Genomic DNA, 14389 nt, shown 5'->3' with positions numbered 1-14389 from the left:
GCCTTACTCAATCTCAAAGGTAATACGGTTTTGAACCCCAGCAACGGCAGTTGGCTCACCATTAACCATACGTGGTTTGTATTTAAACTTTATTACTGCATCTAACGCAGCTTGCTCAAAGATACCCTGCGGATTTGCTTCTACCACCACGGGGTTTTGCACCGCGCCTGTTTTATTCACTGTAAATTCAACAATTACATAGCCTTGAATGCCGCGCTGCATAGCCCTGCGGGGATAAATTGCCTGTACTTTGGTAATAGGCACATACTCACCGTCTCCCGAGTCTAATGAGAGTCCGCCGTCGAGCGAAATATCACTGCTTAGGTCGGCGGCAAAATTTAGGCCGCTTTGCCCACCGTCTGGTGCGGCTGCATCCATTTGCATAGCCTCCATTGGCGGAGGCGGCTCTTGAGGCTTGGGCGGTTTTCTGGGCTTGCGATCTTTTTGCTGCGTCTGTTGCTCGGGCTGTATCCGCACAAAATCGAGCACTTTACCTTGGGCAGGCTCAGTTAACGCACTGCCACTGGATTGAATTAGCGACTGCATTAAAAAAAACAGGCCTAACGTGATAAGTGCTGCAGCAGCAAAGGCAATTACATATCGAAACATAAGCTAGTCTTGCGTCGCCACGGCGGCATCGTCAATGCCAGCGGCCCTTGTGGCGTCTAGTACTTTCATCAGCGTTTCGGTGGTCGACTTTTTATCCGCCTGTATTACCACTGACCCCTGTGGGTTTTCGGCGTGAAGGCGTTCAATATTAGCCTGCACCGCGCGAACATCTATACGGCGTTTGTTTATCCAGATTTCATTATTTTCGCTTATAGCCACCAATATACTGGCTTTATCCTTTTTCACCGCGGTAGACGCTTCAGGACGATTTACATCAATACCTGACTCTTTTACAAAAGAAGCAGTTACGATGAAGAAAATAAGCATAATAAATACAACGTCTAGCATAGGCGTCATATCGATGTTTGCTTCTTCTTCGTCCATCAAATTTTGAAAATGTTGCTTCATAGTATTTCCTTTATTTTGCTGACTGTGTGCCATTTAGCGTTATTGCAAAAATAATCTTAAAATCGCGGTGACGCTTGCTTAAGCATGCATTAACCAATATTTCTAACCAAGGGCAAAGCTTCTTCTAAGTGAGTGCGCTCGGCCTTTGATGTTCGCATTAACCAAGCAGAGGCAAATACGCCAGACAGTGCGCCTACCATGCCGGCCATGGTGGGAATAGTCGCTTTTGACACACCCGATGCCATAGAGCGAGCGTCACCACCGCCGGTGATCGCCATTACGTCAAACACTTCAATCATGCCGGTAACGGTGCCCATTAAGCCAAGCAAAGGACACAAAGCCACCAGCGCCTGAATGATGGGAATACTGCCGTTTAACTTCATGCTAAGACGCGAAATATACGCTTGGCGAATTTGCTCTGCACTCCAAGAAGTGCGTTCTTTACGCGACATCCACTGGGCAACCACGCTTTTTTTAAGCTGCTTATGCGTTATTTGTATATACATAACTCGCTCTAAAATAAGCAACCACATCACGAAAATAAGCAGGCCGATCACGAGTAGTACTTGACCGCCGGTTTCCGTAAAATCCCTGATTGATTCAAATATTTCAATCATGCACTGACACCTCAGTTACGCTAACTTACGAGAAGTTGTGCTTGCTCTTGCGCTGACCTGTTCAGCGCGCTGAGCGATAACCCCAGACGCTTGCTCTTGCAAGATATACACGATGTTTTTACTGCGCGTATTAAGCATGGCGTAAAACAAGGTAGTGGGGATCGCCACCACAAGCCCTAATACGGTGGTCACTAACGCGGTTGATATACCACCGGCCATCAGTTTAGGGTCGCCAGTTCCAAATAGCGTAATAGCTTGGAACGTCACAATCATGCCGGTGACCGTTCCGAGTAAACCCATAAGCGGCGCCACTACCGATATAATTTTAATAATAGTTAAAAAGCGGCCTAAACGCGGGACTTCACCTAATATAGCTTCGGTTAAATGCAGTTCAAGTGATTCAACGTCAGCGTGCGGGTATTTATCGCGCACTTGCATAACGCGCCCAAGCGGGTTGTTGTCTGTAAAGGTAGTTGATTTAAGCTGCTTGTTAACCTTGGTGCGCACAATGGTTAAGCTAATTAAACGTTCAAAGCACAGTAATAAAGCAATCGCACCCACTATTAATATGATGTAGCCAACTAAACCGCCCTGTTCTACGCGCTCTTTTATGCTGGGCGCCTGCACTAACAAGCCTAAAATAGAGCCTCCTGTGGGATCCAAACCAAAGCGCACCAAATCGCCACTTGATGCTTCCACAGCAGACACCGTGCTTAAAAAGCGCCCGGCTGGCTGGCGAATAAGCTCTGCAACAGTGCTTGTGTTATTGTCAAACTCTAAGTATTTACCGTCAGCGATTAAAGCGAAAGGTCCTACTCTCGTGACTTCTTTATTCACTTTGTCACCGTTTGCTTCAATCACCACGGTATTAAATTTCGTGACTTTGCCGGCTTGGGTCATTTCACGCTGTATTTCAAACCAAACTCTTTCAATTTCATCAATAGACGCCAGCTTTGAAGAGGATCCCATAGACTGCGCCATTTGGTCTAAGAAGTTGTCGCGGCCAGGAATTTGCGCACTAATAATAGAGTTTGCAAACTTATTTTTGGTATCGCCAGCCACCTGTTGCAATACGCCGAAAAGTTCTTTGAGCGAGCCTAAACGAGTGTCGAGAGCACCGTTTAAATCACCAAGTTTAAACTCGTTTTCTTCGAAGTTGGTTTCTAATTTTTCAGACTCGTCCAACAGCGCGTCGCGCTTGGCTAAAGTTTCACGTAAAATACGATCTTGGTCGGCGCGCTTGGCGGCAAACTCATTTTCACGGACCTGATTTTGCTGGGTTTGTGAAAAATTGCCTTCTTCTAGCTGCTTTAGTAAGGCATCTAAATCTAAGGCTTTTTCATTGTCCTGCGCGTGCACGCCTAACGCTAATATAGCGCTTAATGAGACTATACAAGCCAAGTTGGCTAATGGTTGTAGCAAAGTGTGGATTAATTTCATAATGCTTCTCTTTCGCCCTAAATTAGTCGGTAACAGCCACCGGCACCATGATCAAATCGGGTGCAAGTTCTTTTCTGGCCATACGTAGACCTTTCGTAATTTGTGTGCGGTAGCTAGAATCTAGCGCGTCGAACTGCCGAGTTTGCTTATTGTATACACCCTGAGCGCTGCCATCGCGGGTTTGATATAGAAGTGCGGTGCGACCGATGCGTAAAAAGTCGACATTAGTTTCGCTGCCGTTTATATTTTGAAATCCGCTATAAGCTTCAATAGTGCGCCCATAGTCCATCTCGACTTGGTAGGCTTCCATCACACGCCTAAATTTCTCTGATGGCGCCACGCTTGCTCTGTCCATCATAGCGTTCAAATCGGCGATTCTATCGCTTCGCTCTTGCGCTAAAAAAGGCACATCAAGCTCAACAAACTGACTTAGACCACTTATCATGTTCATCATAAGCGGGGTTATTTGGCGCTCAATAACACTTACCTCATCAATTGATGCGTTTATGTCGTCCATTTCTTGCATTTGACTCACTATTTGCTTGTTGAGTTGACCGTTATAAACGGCCAAGCCATCAATCTCTTTCATCAAGGTTTTGTACTGTGCGAGTTTGCTGTCAATTTGCTCAGTAATGGCGTTTATATTATCTTGTGAACGCTGAGCAGCCGCATTTATTTGTATTGCGGCTTTATTCGCTTGATCTAAGTAAAGCGCTTCTTGCGCATTTGCATTTGGCGTTACTGCAGTCACTGCCAGCGTGCTTAATACCGTTGCAGTCAATAGTGGTCGTAAAACCTTCATATGCGTTCCTGAAAAGTTGAATTTTAAGGTAAATAAGTGAACGCGATGAGGATAGGTATTTTCTGTGACAGTTTTATTACACTTTTGCGCAAAGATGATACCTTCACAAATCTGTCATAATTGACGCACGGGAGTGACGCTTGAAAAAAAGGCTAAATGGGAGTTTAGAAAGACTTAGGACGGGCCCAAAACCAGCTTAATACAACAAGTAAGGCAAATGCACTGTACACAAATACAAAAACCCATGGTGGGGCGTGGTAATACAACAAAGTTGATAGCCAGTGAGAAATAAAGGTGCCTGCATAAACCGCTTCACCCGCCTGTTCTCGCAGGGCCATTTCCCATGTAGTGAGCGGGCAAATTATCCCTAGCCAAGACTGCACAACCACAATGCCAATGCCTATAAGATGTGCAATACGAAACCTAACAGACCTTATCCATTGCCAGTGGCGTACTTTTCCTACAAAAATTAGCAGCAAGCCAAATACAACAAACATAATAAACAACACGTGGATTACGAGTAAGGCATCTGCCGCTAATAGATAAAAGAAATTACTGTCCACAGCACTTTTTATATTTTTTACCGCTGCTACAGCGGCAGGGTTCGTTGCGTGCGGTCACTTTTTCTACCGTAACCGCGCGCTGCTTATTTAGCACTAGTTTAAGCTCATAAATAGACTCTACCGCACCTTCGTTGCTGTCCACGCTAATATGAGCATGCAACCCTGCCTCATCCACTAGGCTTTGGACTTCTTGCTTGCGAGCTTCATTGATCACAACTAGCATAAGCGGGTATTTTTTGCTCCCTGAAATACGGCTAACTTTTGCTTTATAGCCAAACCTGAGGGTATTTTGACGCGCATCTTGGCGGCCTTTGAAAAAGAACTTGTCTGACATGTGTGGGTCCAACTGTGGTAAAAACGGTGACCATTTAGGTCGCAGCAATAAATTTTACTAATTGTACCGCGAAGCGCACAAGCAGCCTACCGTTTTCACAATTGTTGGGGGAAGTGTTAGCAATGCGCCCTAACTTTCTAACATCGCCTGATTCCTACCAGAGCCTTTTTCGGCGTATAGCGCGTTGTCAGCTCAACAAAGACCAGAACAATGACTTTTGCGTGTTATTTCTTATGTTTTATTTCGACGCCTTAGCAGCAAAACTTTAGAAATAACGATGATTTAATGGCGTATTTATGAAATATATATACGATAATCTAAACATTAAGCTCTTGTCGGGATTGACGCACAAAAATGAGCAATGCTTGAAGCTGTATCTTGGCTAATATCAACACACACGATCGGGAACACCTCAGTAGCATGAATAGTGCCCATGACTTGGCGGCATTTTGCATTAACGCCTGCTTTTAAAAGCAGTCGGTAAAAATTAATGCCTTCATCGCGCAGTGGATCACACTCATTTACGCTTATCATCGTGGGCACTAAGCCTTCTACGTCTTTTATATCAGCAAAGCCAGGCCATGCCAAAGGATTACGATTAGTGAACTCGTCAATGCCGTAAATAATAGCGCCTTGATTGTTATGCAGATCGAGCAAAATACCGTTATTCTCAGTTGAAGATGGATTTTGCTTCAGCGGCCACTGCCCGGCAATATAAGGACAAAGTGCATATATTCCGGCAATAATACCAAGCTTAGATTCTTGTTTTAACCGCAGCGCGGTCGCAATCGCCAAATTGCCGCCGCCACTATCGCCAGCCACCACAATGCGCTTTGGATTGATCAACAGTGATTCACTTTCTTCACTCAGCCATTTTACGCCGGCAACACAATCATCTAAACCCGCTGGATATGGCGCTACCTCTGGGGCTGATGAAGCCACTAAAGCATTTCTAAAATCGACCATGGCTACCGCTATTCCTTGCGCCGCCATTATTCTGCCCCATGCTCTATAATTGCCATCGAAGCAAGACATAGTGGCCATGCCGCCGCCGTGAATATAATAAACACAGGGCACTATTTGGTCATTATCAGGACGTATGAACAAGACCTTAACCGCGTTGCCATTAGGCTTTGACGAGAAGATTTTGGTGCTAATAGCAAGACCCTTTGAAGGCGCTATTTGTTCATTATCACACCTGTTCAAAAAGCCACTTATAGCAGTTCTGGTAGCGATGGCTCTGTCGGTATTGGCCGCTCCTAGGGCAGCCTCGCGGTTTTCAACGTTACCGCTACCGCCCATTGCTACTTTGCCAAAAATAGCTTTAATACGAGGGTCTATTCTTATATCGTCGTTGATCTTACTCATTTTTTACTCCTGTTTTACGTGTGGGTATATTATCGTAAATAGCTTAGACTACCCACCAAAAGCTTGGATAAAAAATTTCTGAATTAAGAAAATCGCGCTATTTAAAATTATACTTAAACGATAAACTTAATTCACGGCCCCGGGTTTCAGAACGTAGTAATACGTCTTCAAATTCTAGCCTTTTTTCTTGATCAAGCAGATTTTGAAGTTTAACCGTAATGGTCGTATTGAAGTTAGGATAGTACTTGTATACCGTATCAAATGAATGAAACGGCTGCTCAAAACTATCTGCAAAACCATCTATGCCAGGAATAAGGATCCGCTCACCAAACACGTTATAAACGAATGAAGCAGAATGCTCGCCGTTGTCAGAATCAAAACCTAACTGCAGGTTAGCCACAAATTGAGAGTGCCCTGTTAAACGCCTTTTGGTGTTGGTTATAGCCGCCGACACGCCTGTTAGTTCAACAATGCTTTGCCTATCTAGCACTATTTGTGAGTCGCTTAAGGTAATATTCCCCGATGCAAATAAGTTGTCCCACACACCGTCGCCCATAATGTCTAGACCTTGCAAAAACTCCATTTCAAGGCCGTATACAAAGCCCGATTCAGCGTTAGCTATGCGTATAAGCGGCGGACCATCTTGGGCCGGTGACTGCACAGATTCAATCGGATTGTCCATATCTTTATAGAAAAGACCCACCGAGATATTATTACCAGCCTCGCGATACCATTCCCAGCGCAAATCTAGGTTGATGATAGAGGTTGTTTTTACGCCCGGTGTACCGGCAATAGGAAAGCCTGTTAACGGGTCAATATAAGTGGCTGAACTCACTTCGCGTAGGTCGGGACGCACCACAGTTTGACCAATACTACCTCTAAACTGCATCGCATCACCAAGCATGTAGGTCAGCGCTAGCGCAGGGTAAAAGTCGCTCTCGGAAAAAGCAAGCTCTTCTAAACCGTTTTCAGTTAAGTCAAATTTGCCAGTTCTGGGGTCAAATGGCGCGACTACTTGCCTGAAGTCCTCAAAGCGAACGCCGCCGCTAAGGCGCCACTGGTTTTTATAGAAGAAATCACCTTCAACATAATAGGCATCCACTTTTTGACCAGCAACGTAATCATCGCCTGCGATGGTTGTATCGCGAATAACGGCACTGCCGGTTTGCTGTGCATTTAACAAAACCTCATCACTAAAAATACTGGAAAAGGTATTGCCTTGTAATATCTCAGCGTTAGCAAAAGCGCGTGTATTAATATCAAAGCGTCGGTTTTGCGCCGTTCGTGACTTAGTCACAAAGTCAGCGCCAAACTTAAACTCCATTTCCCAATTTTCAATGCTCATTGGGTAGCTAAAATTGTAGCCGAAGTTTTCCAGCCTATCGTTCAAATTTTGAAACGAATAGCGCGCGGCAGTAGGCGCATTAGTTAAACTTATTTCGCTGTTGATGTCAAAAATACTGTCTAGATTTGCATCTTCAATAATAAAGCGTGATTCAAAGTTACCAGGCGCATTACGCAGTGAACGACCCAATGAATAGCGCCAGTCAAAGCCAATAAAGTCATATTCGGGAAAGGTATGTTTACCTTTAAGCTGATTCGTAAACATTCTGCGTTCTTCATATTCAACCACCACATCACGAATACGCAGATTTTCCCCTACACTTAAATTCTCAGTGTTACCAAATTGTTCTCGTATTTCGTCTCGGGTGTCACTCAATACAATTAAGCTATAGTCAAGCTGATGGTTGCGATTATAATCAACACCAAAGGTGAATAGATTTGAATATTGAACGGTAGTTTCAGTGGCTGATATATCGTCAAAAAAGCGCACTAACTCTATCTCATCGCCAATGCGATCGGCCTGCTGTAGTTCATACTGTTGCGTTACTCTTGTTTTATTACTATAAGCATTAGCTAACAAAAAACCTATCCGCCACTTGTCAGTAATATCGTAGCTGTTGCCATAGGTAAGATTGAAGCTACCGTCGGGGCCGATAGACTCTGCTAATGGGTCGTAGCTGCGCTTTACTGATATAAATATATCCCGCGCGAAGTCAGGGTCGAGGTTATCTAAAAACTGCTTATTTTCCCAGCGTTGCAAGATTAATGCGGGTGCAGCACGGCTGCCGTCGTCTTTGCCGCGCCAGTCAGAATCTCCGCCTTTATAAGTAAGACCATTACTGCCATTGTCTGCGTTATAGCCCGTGCCTAAACTAATGTTGAATACTTCTTGGGTAGGAATAGACTTTAAGCGTATATCAACGTTACCGCCGCCAAACGACGCCGACATAGAGGGTGAGTATGATTTTTGCACCGACAAACTTTCTATAATGTCAGCGGGAAATAAATCTAGCGGGATAACGTTTCTTGTTGGATCGGGGCTTGGCACCGCCGCACTATTTAACGAGGTACTTGAATATCGTTCGCCTAATCCGCGCACGTAGATAAACTTTCCGTCTACTAAGGTTAAACCCGTTACCCGGCGAAGTGCCGACGCGGCATCGCTATCCCCAGTGCGTGATATTTGATCTGCGCCTAATATGTCTACCACGAAGGCTTGATTTTTGCGTTCTTCAATCACCGCCGTCGCGGTACCTTTAAGCCGCGTACCTTTCGTCACAACTTCTTCAATAGCTTCTTCATTTGTACTTTGAGCGCTACTAATATTTGTGACGGTAAGGGATGCTAGCACCATTAACGTGATTGTAAACAGCGGATACTGTTTTGCACCTAACAACATGTGTTACCTCATTCACTACTGATTTATGTGGACGTTCTTTACTATTTTACAAAAGCTAACTGCGTTTTTATAATGTGCAAATTCACGCTAGTAATCCGGTATGCAAACCCGTCTGATACAAAAGTACGCTGGCGTAATATCGTTGCTCAGCGTACTTAATTGCTTCAATTAATCCCCAAAGGCGCAGAATTAGTCTTCTAAACCCACGGTCCAATCAGCAGTCCAGTTATTATCAGCGCTTTTCACTGCGCCAATAAAGTTTGTGTTAATAAAGAAGCTATTAACAGCGCTTACATCAGTTGGGCTGGTGGTATCAATGGTGTATATGCCGTTAAGTACTGCCGCGATGCCGCCCGAAACGATGCTGCTGCCGGCTTGTGCAGTGAACCATGCTGTGGTGTCAAAGGCACTGTTGCTACTATTTTTCACCGCCTCATCGCAGGCTAACACCGAACTTTGAAAAACCATTTGAGGACTTGCACTGCCGTTAACGTTGCCAAGCAATGTCGTGTCAGCATCGTTTGTTAAGTCTAGCTCTAAACATTCACCCATGCCGGCAGGACCCGTTACCACAACGTTGTATAACTGTGCGTTAGTCTGGTCGCGCAACAACACACCTTCTGAGTCGTCTTCACCGTCAAAGGTGTTACCAATTATAGTCATATTGGCAATAGTGGGGTTTGAAAACGGTGAGCCAGTGCCGCCATCTCCGTCGCCTTCTATGCCACGATTAGCGTCGGAATTATCACTCGCATGTTTGACTAACACAAACTGTAGTTTACCCTGATAACCATTATCCCAATCGACCGAATCGTCTTGAATACCGGTTAATACAACGTAGCGAGCATTTACTGCACCGCCGAAGAACTCAATGCCATCATCAGCATTTTTATGCACTTGTAAATACTCAACCACCGTGCCTGATCCAACACCACCAAAGGTAATACCGTTAAGTTCGTTGTCAGGCGCTATTTCGAATCCGCCGTGCATAACGCGTACATAACGCAGTGTACCTGAGCTTTCGGTGTTGTTAGATCCACCAAATACAGCGCCCTCTTGCGCGCCTTCAACCTGCAGCGAGCAGTCGCCTGTTTCTGGGCATTTCGTTGAGTAAGCATTGCCAAGTACTATCATGCCCCCCCACTGACCGGCTGCACCATTGGCTAAGCCAGCAACCACACCATTTGCTACATGCTGACTTGATGTGAAAGTGATAGGTTTAGCGGCAGTGCCGTTAGCCTCAATTGCAGAGCCTCGACTAACAACTAAGTAGTCATTGCCAGATGCGCCGTATACTACTACGCCAGGATCAATCGTTAGCGTTACGCTGTCGCTGTTATCGCCGCCCACAAATACCGCGCCAGAAAGCGCATAGTGATTGCCTTCTACAAGGCGCAGATCACTGGTAATACGACCTGTAATTTCACAGGTGTTAGTGTTGCCGTCAACCGCCGCTATGCTGCTTGTGCCTTGTGGACAGCCCAGTGGAGTTTGCACAACTGTTACTGCACCGCCACCAAAACCAAATGCCCAGCCGCTGCGCCAATCGTTCTCACCTATGGCTCCTACAAAGTTATTGGCAGTAAAAAATGCGTCAATGTTAGCCGGGTTGGTACCTGCGCTTAGCAGTTCGCTTTGCGCAGTTAAGGTACCGTCTTGATTCAAGCCTAGCTGGCCGCGGTTCTCAAACGCCACTACCTTGTTATTGGCCTGTAAGGTGGAGAACCAGTTGCCAAGTTCCACACCGCCTTCAACCGTGTTAAACGGTTCAACACACGAAATATATGAGTGAGAAATAGTAATGTTACCATTGCCAAGATTGCCCTGAACGGTATCGTCTGAATCCATTTCTAAACATTCGCCTGTCCCGCTGGAGCCCGCAATTAGCATGTTGTAAATTTTGGCGCCGCTTTGATCGCGCAACAATACGCCTTCAGAGTCGTCTTCGCCGTCAAAATTGTTGGTAATAATGGTGATGTTAGCCAAGGTAGGCAGCGAGAAGTTGGGACCGTCTCCACCATCGCCATCGCCTTCTATACCGCGGTTTGCATCAGAATTGTCGGCAGCATGTTCGATGTATACGTATTGTAATTTGCCTTTATAGCCGTTGTCCCAGTCTACCGAGTCATCTTGTATACCGGTTAATACCACGTGCTTTGCGTTTACGCTACCGCCAAAAAATTCAATGCCATCATCTGCATTGGCGTGCACTTGTAAGAAATCTATTTCGGTGCCTGAGCCTACGCCGCCAAAAGTAATGCCGTTTAGTTCGTTGTCGGGGGCTATTTCAAAACCTGCGTATTTCAATACTAAGTAATTTAAATTACCCGAACTGTCGGCGTCGTTGGTGCCACCAAACACCGCGCCTGAAGCTACACCTTCCACCTGTAATGAGCACGTAGAGCCATCGGTGGGGCATTTAGTAGAAGGGGCGTTGCCTAAAATAACCATGCCACCCCATTGCCCTGCCCTTACTTCATCGCCTAGTACGTCGTTCAGCGAGGTCATTATAACAGGACGAGCCACTGTGCCATTTACTTCTATTTTAGAATCGCGGCTTATCACTAAATAATCGCCGCCGGTTCTGCCTAGTATGATAGTGCCTTCTTCAATTTCTAAGGTGGTGCTGTCAGCTTTATCGTTGCCGATAAAAACAGGACCTTCAAGCGCCCATACGGTGTCGTTGGTGAGTGTAACTTTACCGTTTATGGCGTCGGCGTTCGTTAAACGGCCGCTAATTGCACGTACTTCAATTTGTTGACCTAACGCGGCAGACACTTGACCCGTTAAAAACGAATTAGCCGAACCTACCCTGTTATTGTCCACCGGCGGCGCTACTGGGGGCTGATTATCGTTATTTATAACGCTGTTATCAATAACATCGCCTTCTGAAATATTAATGTCGCCACCACAAGCGCTAAGTGAAATGGCCGCAGCCACTAGTGAGATGCTAAAAATTCCGTTGCGTTTCATGTTGCTCTCCAACTCATAAGGGTAAGAAGTATTCGAATTAATGAGAGAGTAGCGCAGGCAAATGACAGATTTGTTACAAGCAAACATTGTCACAAAACTTTCATACTAGACAGGGATTTGAATCATGCAAGTGTTTTCTGGCGGGAGTAATAAAGGGTTTGGATATAAAAGTCAGGCCTTAAAAAACCCAGCGAGTCGAGCTTATTTGTAGCAATGGGGTTACCAAGGGATCCTATCGGTCTCATTATAAGGCTTATTTGCAACAGGAAATATTCACCGGCCAAGATTGTCGGCCGCCGCAGCTTTCTTCAATCGAGGCGTTTGCGCACTTGCCGCATTGCCCACCAGACAATACCAACAATCGGCAGAGTTACCCCTGCCGTCACTACTCCTCGTGATATCTGCGCCATCTCTGCAGCCGGATAAAGCAGATAGGCTGCCAGCGACACTGCGTAATAGCTGATTGCAACCACCGACAGGCCTTCTACCGTCCGCTGCAGGCGTAATTGGGCATCCGCGCGCCGGTCCATACTTTCAAGAAGCGATTGATTCTGGGTAGAGCGTTCTACGTCTACGCGCGTGCGCAGCAGATCGCCTGCTCGCATCGCGCGGTCTGCCATGGCCCGCAGCCTGACCTCGGCGCTGCTTACGGTGCGCATCGCAGGGGTATAACGACGTGACATAAACTCCTCAAATATCTGACGTCCCTCAAATCGCTCCTCGCGCAGCACTTCAATACGCTGGACCACAATCTCTTCATAGGCATGGGTGGCAGAAAAGCGGAATGAGGCCTGTGAAACCATTGCCTCGAGCTCAGCCGAGACCTTCAAAAGCCCAATTAAAGTATCCTGCGCCGGCAGGGTGTTACCACTCATTTCCTCAATCAGACGGGTTAGCTCAACGTCAACTTGCCCCATACGCCCCGACATCTCGCCGACCCTCGAAAAACCTAGCATCGACATAGTCTTATAGGTTTCAATTTCGCACAGGCGCTGCACAATGCGGCCTAGACTTCGCTTACCGATATCCTTATCAGCGCTCACAGCAAAGCGAGAGTGTCCAGCCGCATCGATACGAAAGTCGCCTGCTATAGTCGCGGTATCGCCCAAAACACGTGCAACCGCTACGCTCTCACCAACAAACCAGTCGGAAATTGCCCTGCTCAAAGTCTCTTGAGAGTTGCGTGTCTCAATCCGAATCAAAGCAGATGTGATCCGAACGCCAGGTGCCAAAGACAACCAATCGGCAGGGAAAACCTCGAAATCGGCCGGATCGAACGCCCGTTCTGATAGATGCTCAATGAACACAGTGTAGGTCACAAACTCAGAGTGACTTTCCCATTTTAAGGTGTGACGGCCAATTTTGCCGAAATAATGATTGCTATTAGGTGACGGGTGCACTGCACCAAAGCGGTCAAGCAGGTTGAGCAGATGCGCTCGGTCTACGCCGCGATCCCGCGCTATAGCACGCATTGGCTGTTTAACCGCAAGAAACACAGCCACGCAAGGCGCCGACAGGGACGGAAACGGCCGTGCATGCAGCTCATTTGCTAAGCTAAAACGCAGAGGGTGGTCGGTAATTGACGGCATAATATCGGTTCCAGCAAGATTTACGGCACTATATGCTTACGCAGCAGATATGAAAATGGATGGTTACAAGCCTGCATCTTATAAAAAATGAGCTTACACGCAAAAAGGTGGGGAAACAATTCACGCTAATATTGAGTGATTATCGGTAATACGCAAATGCATTACCGAGCCAACTCAAACAATATAACTGCGCACAATTTCGAAAGAGCCTTAAAAAACTAACTATTTTTTGTTTTCTTAGACTTTTTCTTCTTAGCGTTCTTTTTAGATTTTTTGTCTTTCTTGTTTTTCTTTTCCTTCTTTTTCTTTTTTTCTTTTTTATTTTTTTTGTCTTGCTTAGATTTATTTTTTTTCTTTGATTTTTTGCTCTTTTTCTCTTTCGCTTTTTTTACATCATCAGCAGACTCATTGTCTGCACTAGCGTCATCTATGGATGCTTCTTCTATATTAGCCACTGGCGTAATATCGGCTTCGCTCTTCGGCGATTTAGATGTTACCGAAATGGTTTTCTTAGCCTCACTTGTTTTTGTAAGTGTATTTTTTACAGATGTTTTTTCAGCGACTGCTTTTTTAGTATTACCTGATTCAAACATGGTCATACCTAATTTTTTAAAACGCGTAATTAGATAGCCAACCTGGACTTTGTTCAAAGATGATTTTTCAGAGGCTATGATCTTACTTTCTCCATTGTTAAGAGATAATAATGCCCTTGCGCGTTTTCCATTTAGGTTGGCATGTTGTGCTAATTGTTCACATTGCAGTAATGCAGGAGAATCGAGTAAGGGTTTAACAGTTGCAGAGTTGGTCATTGGTGCTCTCCATATCTTTTTAAGAGTGAAATTGGGACTAGATTAACTATAGGTTCTATTTAATAGTTTAGATACTTATTTGTCTGGATCACCATCGCTAAGTAATCATTAACGCGGTGTATGTTGCAATATAA

The 14389-nt window shown here is 45.5% G+C and carries 12 protein-coding genes; all 12 read right to left on the bottom strand.

What is annotated here, in order from left to right; translation table 11 throughout:
* Positions 1–3: 3 nt before the first annotated feature.
* Positions 4–609 (bottom strand): energy transducer TonB, encoded by a 606-nt coding sequence (locus BAE46_RS11255; RefSeq protein ID WP_006002960.1) that lies wholly within the window; start codon positions 607–609, stop codon positions 4–6.
* 3 nt (positions 610–612) lie between these two features.
* A complete protein-coding gene (locus BAE46_RS11250) occupies positions 613–1017 on the bottom strand; it encodes an ExbD/TolR family protein (RefSeq protein WP_006002961.1) in 405 nt (134 codons plus the stop codon).
* Between the two features lie 89 nt (positions 1018–1106).
* On the bottom strand, positions 1107–1634 hold the full coding sequence (locus tag BAE46_RS11245; protein ID WP_070112851.1) for a MotA/TolQ/ExbB proton channel family protein: 528 nt from the start codon (positions 1632–1634) through the stop codon (positions 1107–1109).
* 15 nt (positions 1635–1649) lie between these two features.
* Complete coding sequence (locus BAE46_RS11240) at positions 1650–3074, bottom strand: MotA/TolQ/ExbB proton channel family protein (RefSeq protein ID WP_006002964.1); 1425 nt, start codon at positions 3072–3074, stop codon at positions 1650–1652.
* Between the two features lie 22 nt (positions 3075–3096).
* A complete protein-coding gene (locus BAE46_RS11235) occupies positions 3097–3876 on the bottom strand; it encodes a DUF3450 domain-containing protein (RefSeq protein WP_070112849.1) in 780 nt (259 codons plus the stop codon).
* A gap of 164 nt (positions 3877–4040) precedes the next feature.
* Positions 4041–4439, bottom strand: coding sequence for a DUF2784 domain-containing protein (locus BAE46_RS11230; RefSeq protein WP_070112847.1), 399 nt, complete (start codon positions 4437–4439; stop codon positions 4041–4043).
* Positions 4429–4773, bottom strand: coding sequence for a PBPRA1643 family SWIM/SEC-C metal-binding motif protein (locus BAE46_RS11225; RefSeq protein WP_006002970.1), 345 nt, complete (start codon positions 4771–4773; stop codon positions 4429–4431). Before BAE46_RS11225 ends, BAE46_RS11230 begins: the two co-directional genes overlap by 11 nt.
* Positions 4774–5097: 324 nt before the next feature.
* Complete coding sequence (locus BAE46_RS11220; RefSeq protein WP_070112845.1) at positions 5098–6141, bottom strand: alpha/beta hydrolase fold domain-containing protein; 1044 nt, start codon at positions 6139–6141, stop codon at positions 5098–5100.
* 97 nt (positions 6142–6238) lie between these two features.
* The gene (locus tag BAE46_RS11215) at positions 6239–8884 is read right to left on the bottom strand and encodes a TonB-dependent receptor domain-containing protein (RefSeq protein ID WP_070112843.1); all 2646 of its coding nucleotides are present in this window, start codon (positions 8882–8884) and stop codon (positions 6239–6241) included.
* A gap of 189 nt (positions 8885–9073) precedes the next feature.
* Positions 9074–11857 (bottom strand): hypothetical protein, encoded by a 2784-nt coding sequence (locus BAE46_RS11210; protein ID WP_070112841.1) that lies wholly within the window; start codon positions 11855–11857, stop codon positions 9074–9076.
* Positions 11858–12165: 308 nt separating this feature from the next.
* Positions 12166–13446, bottom strand: coding sequence for a DUF3422 family protein (locus BAE46_RS11205; RefSeq protein WP_006002979.1), 1281 nt, complete (start codon positions 13444–13446; stop codon positions 12166–12168).
* A 218-nt stretch (positions 13447–13664) separates the two neighbouring features.
* Entirely contained in the window at positions 13665–14255 is a 591-nt protein-coding gene (locus BAE46_RS14840) for a hypothetical protein (RefSeq protein WP_171901031.1), read from the bottom strand.
* Positions 14256–14389 lie beyond the last annotated feature (134 nt).

Origin of the sequence: Glaciecola punicea (genome assembly GCF_001756615.1) — a bacterium.
GTDB classification, from domain to species: Bacteria; Pseudomonadota; Gammaproteobacteria; order Enterobacterales; family Alteromonadaceae; genus Glaciecola; species Glaciecola punicea.
The sequence above is the reverse complement of the archived record's forward strand: the minus strand, read 5'-3'. Positions and strand labels throughout refer to the sequence as shown.

Excerpts from the sequence above, each read along its gene's own strand:
- BAE46_RS11255 (WP_006002960.1), bottom strand. The coding sequence starts at position 609 with ATGTTTCGATATGTAATTGCCTTTGCTGCTGCAGCACTTATCACGTTA.
- BAE46_RS11215 (WP_070112843.1), bottom strand. The coding sequence starts at position 8,884 with ATGTTGTTAGGTGCAAAACAGTATCCGCTGTTTACAATCACGTTAATG.
- BAE46_RS14840 (WP_171901031.1), bottom strand. The coding sequence starts at position 14,255 with ATGACCAACTCTGCAACTGTTAAACCCTTACTCGATTCTCCTGCATTA.
- BAE46_RS11245 (WP_070112851.1), bottom strand. The coding sequence starts at position 1,634 with ATGATTGAAATATTTGAATCAATCAGGGATTTTACGGAAACCGGCGGT.
- BAE46_RS11205 (WP_006002979.1), bottom strand. The coding sequence starts at position 13,446 with ATGCCGTCAATTACCGACCACCCTCTGCGTTTTAGCTTAGCAAATGAG.
- BAE46_RS11210 (WP_070112841.1), bottom strand. The coding sequence starts at position 11,857 with ATGAAACGCAACGGAATTTTTAGCATCTCACTAGTGGCTGCGGCCATT.
- BAE46_RS11225 (WP_006002970.1), bottom strand. The coding sequence starts at position 4,773 with ATGTCAGACAAGTTCTTTTTCAAAGGCCGCCAAGATGCGCGTCAAAAT.
- BAE46_RS11250 (WP_006002961.1), bottom strand. The coding sequence starts at position 1,017 with ATGAAGCAACATTTTCAAAATTTGATGGACGAAGAAGAAGCAAACATC.
- BAE46_RS11235 (WP_070112849.1), bottom strand. The coding sequence starts at position 3,876 with ATGAAGGTTTTACGACCACTATTGACTGCAACGGTATTAAGCACGCTG.
- BAE46_RS11240 (WP_006002964.1), bottom strand. The coding sequence starts at position 3,074 with ATGAAATTAATCCACACTTTGCTACAACCATTAGCCAACTTGGCTTGT.
- BAE46_RS11220 (WP_070112845.1), bottom strand. The coding sequence starts at position 6,141 with ATGAGTAAGATCAACGACGATATAAGAATAGACCCTCGTATTAAAGCT.